We start from the raw sequence: 7,418 nt of genomic DNA on the forward strand, positions 1-7,418 counted from the left end.
CCGGGCTATACCATGACGGTGGGATTCTCCTGGGTCAAATCAATATTCGGATAAATCGGCTCGAGAACGAAACCCAAATGACCGTGTTGTACCCCAATGATCCGATCGCCCGTGAATCGGTAACTCGGTATGTAGAGGCGCTGAAATCCGTATTTGTCCGTGTCGCTCAAGGGCGCTACACAGCTGCAGCGGTGAATAACTTGTCGCTCATATAGTCGGTGGTTGTCAACGATTAAAGGATTCCGGGCGTGATTTCGAGGCGGGGTTTCTGGCTGAGACGGATGCGAGGATCCCCGCATGGAGTCGGCGTCGGTGAAGGGCGGCAGACGAGGATAGCCAGCCCCGGGGGTGTCTTCCAGGGGCTCGGCAGTTTCATCACGCGGTGGCCACTGGCGGTCATCGGGTTCTGGATTGCGCTTGCAGCCATCTTGTCGCTGGTACTTCCGCCAGTCGCAGTGATCGCTGGACAACGTCAGCCAGACGCCCTCCCAAAAGATGCCCCGGCGATGGTCACAAGCAGACAGATGACCGAGGCGTTTCACGAACAAGGGTCCGGCACCCCCGGATTTGTGGTTCTTGTCGACGAGAAAGGCTTGAGGCCCGCTGACGAAGCGACCTACCGAACGCTAGTCGACAAGCTGCGTCAGGATACGCAGGATATCCAGTCGGTGCAAGATTTCCTCAGCACCCCGCCCCTGCGCGAACTCTTGCAGAGCAAAGACAACAAGGCCTGGTGCCTGCCGCTCAATCTCAACGGCGAGGCGGCCTCACCGCAGGCCTTAGCGGCGTACAAACACGTCGGCGATCTCATCAAACAGACCGTTGCGGGCTCCACACTCACCGCCAACCTCACCGGACCCGCAGCCACTATCGCGGACATAAACGAGGTCAGCGAGCGCGATCTGAAGCTGATCGAGATCGGGACTGCAGTCTTGGTGCTGCTCATTTTGCTGATCGTCTACCGGAACCCGGTCACCATGCTGATGCCGTTGATCACCATCGGGTTGTCCCTGCTCACTGCCCAGGGTATCTTGGCCGGTTTGGCGCTGCTGGGACTTGGGATCATGAGCCAGACGATTGTCATGGTCACTGCAGTAATGGTCGGAGCTGGAACGGATTACGCTGTCTTTTTGATCAGCCGCTATCACGACTACGTGCGGATGGGTGTGGATTCGGATCAAGCGGTGAAGCGCGCTCTGACGTCGATCGGCAAAGTGATCACTGCGTCGGCTGCCACCGTAGCGGTCACATTTCTGGCGATGATCTTCGCGCGGTTGCCGGTGTTTTCAACAGTCGGCCCGGCTATTTCAATTTCGATTGCGATCGCATTCCTTGCCTCTGTGACGCTCCTGCCTGCCATCCTCGTGCTAGTCGGACGCCGTGGTTGGGTCAGGCCACGGCGGGAACTCGCCCATCGTTTCTGGCGGCGTTCGGGTATACGCATTGTGCGCTGGCCCAAGACCCACCTGGCAGTCAGTTTGGTAGTGCTCATCGCGCTTGCCGGCTGTGCGAGTATGGCCCGTTATAACTACGACGATCGCAAGAGCTTGCCGAGATCCGTCGAAAGTTCTGTCGGATATGCTGCGCTGGATAGCCATTTCGCCTCCAACACCCTCATTCCTCAGTACCTCGTCGTCCAGTCACCACATGACATGCGCAACGCCCAAGCCCTTGCCGACCTCGAGCAGATGGCGCAGCGGGTGAGCCAGGTGCCGGGAGTTGCGATGGTGCGAGGTATCACCCGACCGATGGGGGAATCGTTCGAACAAGCGAGGGCGACCTATCAGGCCGGCGAAGTCGGCGGCAAGCTGGGCGAAGCATCCAAGCTCATCGCCGGTCACGATAGCGAGCTGAACATGCTGACTGGCGGGGCCGAGCGACTGGCCGACTCCCTCGGCGGCATCCGAGGCCAAGTCGGGCAGACCGTGGCTATGGTCAGCGTTTTGGTCGACACCCTCTCTTCGATGCTGCACCAAGTCGGCGGACAAAAGACTCTGAACGACATCAACAACGCCGCCCAGCTGATCAGCGGCATGCATGGGCTTGGCGATGCCATCGGCGTAAGTATGGTGGACAACCTGAAATGGTTGGATCCGGTATTGGCAGCACTCGATTCCAGTCCGGTCTGCAGTGCGGATCCCGACTGCAGCAATTTGCGTGTGCAGTTGCAGCGTCTGGCCACCGCGCGCAACGACGGGACATTCGACAAGATCGTTGACCTGGGCCGCAAACTGAGGTCAGCACGGGCCACGCAGAGCCTCGATTCACTGGTGACGAGTCTGCGCACCGCACTCTCCACCGCCACCAACGCGCTGCAATCTTTGGGGGGCGACTTGCGAGGCCAACTGGCCAAGCTGCAAAAGGGGGCTGATGCTCTTGCCGACGGCAGCCGACAGTTGGCCGACGGTGTGGAACTGCTCGTTGACCAGGTCAAACAAATGGGCGGTGGACTTAGCGAAGCGTCGGCGTTTCTGCTGGCAATGAAGTCTGAAGCAAAGAAACCATCGATGGCAGGCTTCTACATTCCTCGACAGGCGCTGACTTCGGAAGAATTCAAACAGGCTGCCGGTGCTTTCATATCGTCGGACGGGCGCGTGGCACGATATTTGGTCCAGACCGAACTGAATCCCTTCAGCACCGCAGCCATGGATCAGGTGAATGCGATCATCGCAGCGGCTCGCGGCGCTCAACCCAATACCGCGCTGGCGGATGCCAAGATATCGATGGCGGGGCTCACCGTCGGACTTCGCGACACGCGTGACTATTACGACCGCGACCTCAATTTCTTCGTCTTAGCGACTATCATCATCGTGTTTTTGATTCTCGTTGTCCTCCTGCGGGCACTCATTGCGGCGTTGTATCTCATTATCTCAGTGGTGATTTCGTATACCTCGGCACTTGGTATCGGGGTCATCGTGTTTCAATTAGTTCTCGGCCAGGAGTTACACTGGAGTGTGCCCGGGCTGACCTTCGTCTTGTTGGTAGCGATGGGAGCGGACTATAATTTGCTGCTCATATCCCGAATTCGTGATGGCTCACGGCACGGCCTGCGCCTGAGTGTGATCCGCACAGTCGGCTCTACCGGCGGCGTGATCACCTCGGCCGGGCTTATCTTCGCCGCCTCGATGTTTGGGCTGATGTTCGCAAGCTTCAGCACTTTAGTCCAGGCTGGATTCGTTGTCGGTGTCGGGATTCTGCTGGATACTTTCCTGGTTCGCACGATCACCGTGCCGACCGTTGCGGTGCTCGTCGGACAAGCGAACTGGTGGCCGAATCAATGGTGGCCACGCCTGTACTCACCGGCTCGGCTGAAACGACGGTCATCGAGATCCCGACAGCTGGTGGGCGACGCCTTCCGCCGTCCGGAAGACAGTCACGCCGGTGTCAGCCAGGCACGTCAGGCCGTACTACCAGCGATAACCACTGAGCGCGAAAGCGACGAACCTCCGCCATGCCACGCACTACCGCAATTCGGTCCGAGTTCCTCACCAGAAACAATCCACCGCCAGCGCTCCGAAGCCCACATCAAACAACTGGAAAGTGATCGTTAGGTTCCGTCAATGAAGATAGCACTGCCAAGTTTGCCAGCCGTGACCGCTAACAGGCCCGGATTCGCTGACCAGGCAACTTTTGCCCGGGCGCGGACAGCTATCGGGAGAAGCGAATGATATGTGGGGAACGGTCCTGTGGTTTGCATTTATCACATCGATGGAACCAGTACGGATCGGGATCGCTGCACTCTTGGTATCGCGCTCCCGCCCGATGGTCAATCTGCTGGTATTCTGGCTCGGTCTCATGACTGCGGGTTTGGGGGTTGCCTTGGCTGCTCTCTTCTTACTGCGAAGTTCCATGCTCCCCGTTATCCGAGTCACGCATTCTGTCGGCAACTACATGACTATTCCACCGATCCAAATCATCTTTGGTGTGCTCGCCCTCACTGCTGCTGCGATACTCGTTCGCCGGCCCGCGGCGTATCGGGCGGCACTGGCACCAACACCAGGCGAACCTCCGGCCGTCGGCCAGCGGCCGAGGCTACCAGCTGTGTTCTCACGACTGACGTGGGCGGGCGTGCTTAAAAGTGAATCGCTGGCGATGGCCTTTGTCGCTGGCCTGGGGACTGCGACGCCGCCCGTCGAGTACGGCGGGGCTATCATCGCTATTTCAGCCTCCCAAACCGGTTATAGTACGCAAATGAGCGCGGCGCTCATCTTTATTCTCGCGTCATACGCGATCGCCGAGATTCCCCTGGTCAGTTACCTGATATCGCCGGCGAAGACGTCCGCAATGTTGATGCAACTGACTGATTGGTTGCGCGCTTACCGCCGGCCAATTCTCGTTTCGATCTTCTGCTTGCTCGGGATATTGATGGTGGCGCGCGGCATGAGCACGCTCTGAGGAGGCGGTCGACGAATGGCTAAACGTGCAACCGGCCGTCCGGATAATCGGCTCTCATTCACCGACCAAGCCATGTTTTTGTGGCTACGCGTCTCCGGCGAAGAGCCGGTCATGCAGGCCGTGTGGATTTACGAGCACCCTGTCGACTTTGATGCACTGAGGCGCTTTCACCGCGGCGTTGGCCAAGTGCCACTGGGACGGCTGCGGATCGAACGTTCGCCGCTACCGTTCGGGCGGCATCGGTGGGTCTTGGCTGAAGGGCCGCAGTCGGATCTGGACATCGCTGAGTCTGCCCGCCCACGAGCCGAACTCACCGACTGGGTGGATGAGCGTGCCCAACTGCCGGTCGATCCGGAATGGGGTCCCGGTTGGCACATGGGAGTCCTGCCATGTACGGATGGTTCGACTGCGATCAGCATCGTGCTTTCGCACTGTCTGGCTGATGGGCTCGGGGGGCTATCGGTTGTCGCCGATCTGGTGAAGGGCAACAGCGTCGATTTTGGCTATCCATCGGCCTGTTCGCGTACCAGATTACGCGCCATAGCGTCGGATGCCCGCGAAGCCCTGCGGGGCGCGCCTGAGGTTGCCCGAGCACTTTCCGCAGCGGCAAAACTGGCGTTTCGGAGCAGGCACGACATTGCCCGGTCGATGAGATCGCGACGACCCAGCGCGATCCGCGGCGGCGACGGCGCCGACTGCAATGTCGTCGTGCCCTCGGTCGCAATCTACGTCGACCTCGGCGATTGGGATGCCCGCGCGAAACATCTTGGCGCAAATAGTCACTCGCTGGTTGCCGGGTTTGCCGCGAAACTCGGCGAACAAGTGGGGCGCTGCCGAGTCGACGGAACCGTCACCTTGCTCATCCCCACTAATAACCGCACCCAAGATGACGCGCGTAAGAACGCAGCCAGCCTTGCGCACATCCGGGTCGATCCGACACAGGTAACTACAGATTTGTCGGGCGCCCAGATCACCATCCGGCATGGCTTGAAATCGGCAAAAGAAGTGCCCGATCAGCCGTTAGACCTCCTTCCGCTGGTCCCGTTTATACCGAAGCGAGCAGTGCGGCGAAGCGCCAATGCTATCTTCGGTTTCGCCGATGATCTGCCCGTGTCATGTTCCAACCTCGGCAACCTCGACTCCGCAATAGCCAGCATTGACGGCACCGAAGCCGAGTACGTCATGTTGCGTGGGGTAGACCGATACATAACACGGCAAGCCCTTGAGCAACGGCGCGGCCTATTCACCGTGGTCGCCGGCCGTATCTGCGGCAAGATGTCGATCAGCATCGTGTCCTATCAGCCGGGGGCAGAGAACTCCAAGTCCCGTCTGCGCGAGCTGGCCGCACAGACGCTGGCACAGTTCGGTTTGACCGGCGTTGTCGACTAACTTGTCCGCCTCTATCGACCAGTGGCTAAAAGATATTTCGGCGTGCATCCTCTTCCAGGAGGTCGGCAGCTCTGGCGACGCCGGCCGCGGGATTGGTCATCCGGGTGGCGATTTCGCGGGCCCGAACAACGTACTGCGGAGCCAGGACGGATCGGAGCTCATTGACTAGCGATTTTCGGCTGATGCGCGAGAAACGCCGAGCAGAACCAACTTTCAACCTTTTGACCTGAATTGCCCAGAGCGGCTGATCGGCCTGCATCCAGAGCACCAACGTGGGGATTCCGGCCCGCATACCTGCGGCCGTGGTCCCGGCGCCCCCGTGGTGAACGGCCGCACGGCAGGCGGGAAGTACAGCTGCGTGGTTGATGTTACCCACCACCTTCACGCGGTCGTCGCAAGGCACATCATTGAAATCACTTACCCCAGAGCAAATCAACGCTCGCTCGCCTAACTGTGCGCAAGCATCGCCGATCATTCCGATTGTGTCTTCGGGAGATTCCACCCGCACACTGCCAAAGCCGAAGTAGATCGGCGGTGTTCTTGCGGAAATCCACGATGCGACCTCATCGTCGGTGGCGGTCGGCAATTCTAGCGTCAGCGCGCCGACAAACGGGCGCCGGCTTCCCCATTCGGCTGCCAATCCGGGAAAGAAGAGCTCTTCGTAGGCTTGGATCTCCAGCGATCCTCTTTCCACAATCCGTCGCAGCGAGGAGGCTGTTGTCTTCGGCAAGCCCAATTCGCGGCGTTGCGCGTCTTCTGCCTTCTTCGTCATGCGCCAATACAGCCACTCGAGCACGGTCATCGTGGAGCGAATCAACGGTGACGGCAAATAAGGAAGAAGCTGACCGTTGACCCGGTGCGGGAACTGGTGCAGCGCTGCCAACCGAATGCCTGCGTACTCCGCGACGTTGGCGGCGACCCCTTGATACATCTGGCCAGTCAATATGAGGTCGGCGCCCACCAACAGCGGCATCAGCGCACTGCTCATCTGCGCCCAGCCCCTCGTGATGTATTCCGCACCCACACGCACCAAGGTGATCGGATTGTGGATACTCCACAGTTCACGGGCAATATCCTCGTTCAGCATCGCGTACGAGTCAGGACCGTAGGCGACCCCCGATAGGCCGACCGATTCGACGAACCCGAGCAGATTGGGCGGGACCGCCATGTGCACTTCATGTCCCCGACGCAGCAGTTCAAGGCCCACCGCGGCGCAGGGCTCGACGTCTCCGCGCGTTCCGTGGACTGCCACAACAAATTTCATGGTGCTAATGTGTCTCCGGAGGTTGGGCGGTTCATCACGTATGTGGTCGACAAAATCGATCATGAAGGTAGCACTTAACAGTCGGAATCGGCGTCAAGGTCGCCACCTTTGATGGGATGGTGTACCCAGATGCCAGCACCGTGATAGCCCTTGTCGGTCAGCGTGGGGACACCGTCGGCTGCGGCCTTGTACAACCCGCCAAGGCAGTGCGTGCGCGCAGCGGCGACGTCATGGGTGCCGCCGAGTTTTAGAAGCACATTCCCGCTGGTAGAAAGCGCGCCCGAAGGGATTCGAACCCCCAACCTTCTGATCCGTAGTCAGATGCTCTATCCGTTGAGCTACGGGCGCCTGTCTTCGATTGTGCTGCCGG

5 protein-coding genes, 1 tRNA gene and 1 pseudogene are annotated in these 7,418 nt (G+C 59.6%); 4 read left to right on the plus strand and 3 right to left on the minus strand.

What is annotated here, in order from left to right; genetic code table 11:
* The 4 genes and pseudogenes from AC2VON_RS03165 to AC2VON_RS03180 form a co-directional block, all read left to right on the plus strand.
* Nucleotides 1-215, plus strand: a pseudogene (locus tag AC2VON_RS03165) (acyltransferase); the annotation flags it as partial.
* Between the two features lie 66 nt (nucleotides 216-281).
* Nucleotides 282-3,551: an MMPL/RND family transporter gene (locus AC2VON_RS03170; protein WP_486951640.1), complete on the plus strand. Its 3,270-nt coding sequence runs from the start codon at nucleotides 282-284 to the stop codon at nucleotides 3,549-3,551.
* 118 nt (nucleotides 3,552-3,669) lie between these two features.
* On the plus strand, nucleotides 3,670-4,395 hold the full coding sequence (locus tag AC2VON_RS03175; RefSeq protein WP_486951641.1) for a GAP family protein: 726 nt from the start codon (nucleotides 3,670-3,672) through the stop codon (nucleotides 4,393-4,395).
* A 15-nt stretch (nucleotides 4,396-4,410) separates the two neighbouring features.
* Complete coding sequence (locus tag AC2VON_RS03180; RefSeq protein WP_486951642.1) at nucleotides 4,411-5,784, plus strand: WS/DGAT/MGAT family O-acyltransferase; 1,374 nt, start codon at nucleotides 4,411-4,413, stop codon at nucleotides 5,782-5,784.
* Between the two features lie 25 nt (nucleotides 5,785-5,809).
* Here AC2VON_RS03180 and AC2VON_RS03185 read toward each other — a convergent pair whose 3' ends face one another.
* From AC2VON_RS03185 to AC2VON_RS03195, 3 genes are all read right to left on the minus strand, one after another.
* Nucleotides 5,810-7,048, minus strand: coding sequence for a glycosyltransferase (locus AC2VON_RS03185; protein ID WP_486951643.1), 1,239 nt, complete (start codon nucleotides 7,046-7,048; stop codon nucleotides 5,810-5,812).
* A 74-nt stretch (nucleotides 7,049-7,122) separates the two neighbouring features.
* On the minus strand, nucleotides 7,123-7,305 hold the full coding sequence (locus AC2VON_RS03190; protein WP_486951644.1) for a hypothetical protein: 183 nt from the start codon (nucleotides 7,303-7,305) through the stop codon (nucleotides 7,123-7,125).
* Between the two features lie 18 nt (nucleotides 7,306-7,323).
* Nucleotides 7,324-7,396: transfer RNA gene (locus AC2VON_RS03195), tRNA-Arg, on the minus strand.
* Between the last annotated feature and the right edge of the window lie 22 nt (nucleotides 7,397-7,418).

The sequence above is a fragment of the Mycobacterium sp. TH-M82 genome, assembly GCF_057473605.1.

Bases quoted from the DNA above. Each gene is read 5' to 3' on its own strand.
- AC2VON_RS03180 (WP_486951642.1), top strand. From the start codon at position 4,411: ATGGCTAAACGTGCAACCGGCCGTCCGGATAATCGGCTCTCATTCACC.
- AC2VON_RS03185 (WP_486951643.1), bottom strand. From the start codon at position 7,048: ATGAAATTTGTTGTGGCAGTCCACGGAACGCGCGGAGACGTCGAGCCC.
- AC2VON_RS03170 (WP_486951640.1), top strand. From the start codon at position 282: ATGCGAGGATCCCCGCATGGAGTCGGCGTCGGTGAAGGGCGGCAGACG.
- AC2VON_RS03175 (WP_486951641.1), top strand. From the start codon at position 3,670: ATGTGGGGAACGGTCCTGTGGTTTGCATTTATCACATCGATGGAACCA.